At 42.8% G+C, this 2148-nt stretch carries 1 protein-coding gene and 1 pseudogene; one reads left to right on the top strand and one right to left on the bottom strand.

Annotated features, from left to right (window positions below):
- Positions 1–36 precede the first annotated feature (36 nt).
- A pseudogene (locus tag H3R21_RS07385) lies at positions 37–1758 on the top strand (DUF1542 domain-containing protein); the annotation flags it as partial.
- Positions 1759–1786: 28 nt separating this feature from the next.
- Here H3R21_RS07385 and H3R21_RS07585 read toward each other — a convergent pair.
- The gene (locus H3R21_RS07585) at positions 1787–2110 is read right to left on the bottom strand and encodes a pentapeptide repeat-containing protein (RefSeq protein WP_370628110.1); all 324 of its coding nucleotides are present in this window, start codon (positions 2108–2110) and stop codon (positions 1787–1789) included.
- Between the last annotated feature and the right edge of the window lie 38 nt (positions 2111–2148).

Below are 2148 nucleotides of genomic sequence, written 5' to 3'. Positions count from 1 at the left end.
GATGCTGCAACAACACCAGATGAAATTGTTAAGGCAGTGGAAGATGGTAAGGCTAAGATCAACGCAGCCTACAAGCCAGGTAAGGACTTAAGTGACCAAAAGGCAGACGCTAACAAGGAAATTGACAAGGAAGCTAATATTGTCAAGGACAAGATCGACGCCGACAAGAACTTGACTACTGATGAGAAGAACAAGCAGAAGCAAGACGTTGACAAGGCAGTAGAAGAAGCTAAGGATGCAATTGATAAAGCTAAGACACCAGATGAAATTGTTGAGGCAGTGGAAGATGGTAAAGACAAGATCAACGCTGCATATGTACCAGGTAAGGACTTAAGTGACCAAAAGGCTAATGCTAAGCAAGAAATTGCAGATGAAGCTAAGGCAGTTAAGGGCAAGATCGATGCCGACAAGAACTTGACTACTGATGAGAAGAACAAGCAGAAGCAAGACGTTGACAAGGCAGTAGCAGAAGCAAACGCTGCAATCGATGCTGCAACAACACCAGATGAAATTGTTAAGGCAGTGGAAGATGGTAAGGCTAAGATCAACGCAGCCTACAAGCCAGGTAAGGACTTAAGTGACCAAAAGGCAGACGCTAACAAGGAAATTGACAAGGAAGCTAATATTGTCAAGGACAAGATCGACGCCGACAAGAACTTGACTACTGATGAGAAGAACAAGCAGAAGCAAGACGTTGACAAGGCAGTAGAAGAAGCTAAGGATGCAATTGATAAAGCTAAGACACCAGATGAAATTGTTGAGGCAGTGGAAGATGGTAAAGACAAGATCAACGCAGCCTACAAGCCAGGTAAGGACTTAAGTGACCAAAAGGCAGACGCTAACAAGGAAATTGACAAGGAAGCTAATATTGTCAAGGACAAGATCGACGCCGACAAGAACTTGACTACTGATGAGAAGAACAAGCAGAAGCAAGATGTTGACAAGGCAGTAGAAGATGCTAAGGATGCAATTGACAAGGCTAAAGATGCTGATGAAGTTAATAAAGCAGTGGAAGACGGCAAGAATAAGATTGACGCAGCCTATAAGCCAGGAACTGACTTAACCAATCACAGAACAGATGCTAAGCACCGAATTGATGAGGAAGCAGAATTAGTTAAGGGCCAAATTGCTAGAGACGTTTCGTTGGATAACAAAGCTAAAGCTGAACAAATTGCAGCTGTAGATGCAGCAGCAACAGCGGTTAAGGACAGAATTGATGCTGCTGGTTCACTTGAAAGTATCCAAAAAGTAGTTGAGAATGGTATCAAGATTATTGATTCTAAGCATGTTACTAACCCAATTTCATTAGCCGACCAAAAGAAATATGCTCAACAACTAATTAATGATGAAGCAGCTATCGTTAAAGAGTTGATTAATAATGATCCAACTCTTAATGATGTGGTTAAGGCACAACAGGCTAGAGAAGTTGACACGCAAGCACAGAAAGCAATTGATAAGATTAGTGCAGCAGCTGATGCGCAGGGTGTCAAAGATGAATACGAAGCAGGAATCATTGCAATCCATGCGCAACACGTGGCAGGAAATGGTCTGAAAGAATTGAAGGAAGTAGCTAAGGCAGAACTTGATCAAGAAGCCAATACGATTAAGAAGGCAATAGCCAAAGATGCTTACTTAACCCAGGAAGAAAAAGATGTTCAGACTGCTAGAGTTGAGTTTGAAACTGAAAAGGCACAAAATGCAATTGATCGTGCAGAAACAGCTCAAGAAATTAAAGATTTAAGAGACGCTGCAATTGCCGTAATAGATGCACAATATGTACCTGGAATTAAGGGAAATGGCTCAGGATCAAACGGTTCAGACAGCAATGGCTCAGGATCAAACGGTTCAGACAGCAATGGCTCAGGATCAAATGGTTCAGATAGCAATGGCTCAGGATCAAACGGTTCAGACAGCAATGGCTCAGGATCAAACGGTTCAGACAGCAATGGCTCAGGATCAAACGGTTCAGACAGCAATGATTCAGGATCAAACGGTTCAGACAGCAATGGCTCAGGATCAAACGGTTCAGACAGCAATGATTCAGGATCAAACGGTTCAGATAGCAATGGCTCAGGATCAAACGGTTCAGACAGCAATGGCTCAGGATCAAATGGTTCAGATAGCAATGGCTCAGGATCAAACGGTTCT

Origin of the sequence: Lactobacillus sp. W8172 (genome assembly GCF_016102055.1) — a bacterium.
In the GTDB taxonomy this organism is placed as follows: Bacteria; Bacillota; Bacilli; order Lactobacillales; family Lactobacillaceae; genus Lactobacillus; species Lactobacillus apis_A.
This window is presented reverse-complemented; position numbering and strand designations above follow the sequence as displayed.